At 69.0% G+C, this 703-nt stretch carries 1 protein-coding gene; it reads right to left on the reverse strand.

Annotated elements, in window-relative coordinates:
- The coding region (locus LUZ64_RS36795) for a SidA/IucD/PvdA family monooxygenase (RefSeq protein ID WP_232399083.1) at positions 1–703 on the reverse strand (703 nt) is incomplete at both ends.

Below are 703 nucleotides of genomic sequence, written 5' to 3' on the forward strand. Positions count from 1 at the left end.
GTACGTCCTGTTCGGCGCGGCGTAGGAGGAGGGAGTCGCGGATGTGGCCGGAGCGGACGGCGAGGGTGGAGAGGAGGGTGGAGGTGATGCCGTGGGTGTGTTCGGTGGTGCCGCCTTGGAGGTAGATGCCGGCCTGGATGCGGTCGGTGGTCATGAGGCGGTGGTCGCGGCCGATGCGCAGTCGTCCCTGGTCGTCGGTGAGGAAGTCGTCGGCGAGGTCCGGGAGGAGTTCGCGGGGGTCGGTGGGGCGGTAGCCGGTGGCGAGGACGACGGCGTCGCAGTCGAGGGTGTAGGGGTCGCCGCCGGTGAGGGGCTGGATGTGGGCGCGGGCGCCGCCGGGGATGTTCTCGACGGTGGTGAGGCGGGTGGTGTTGAGGATGCGCAGGCGTTCGTGGCCCTGGACTTTTTCCTGGTAGGCGGTGCGGTAGAGGTGTTCGATGAGTTCGCCGTCGACGACGGAGTAGTTGGTGTTGGCGTGGTAGGTGAGGAGGGCTTGTTTGGCGTCTTCGGGGGCGTCGTAGAAGTGGTCGACGGCGGCGGGGTCGAAGATGCGGTTGGCGAAGGGGCTGTCGTCGGCGGGGCTGTAGCCGTAGCGGGAGAAGACGGCGCAGATCTCGGCGTCGGGGAAGGTGCGGTGCAGGTAATCGGCCGTCTCGGCCGCGGACTGACCCGCACCGACCACGACGAACCGCCGATGCGGACG

Source organism: Streptomyces albireticuli, assembly GCF_021228125.1.
Classification (GTDB): Bacteria; Actinomycetota; Actinomycetes; order Streptomycetales; family Streptomycetaceae; genus Streptomyces; species Streptomyces albireticuli.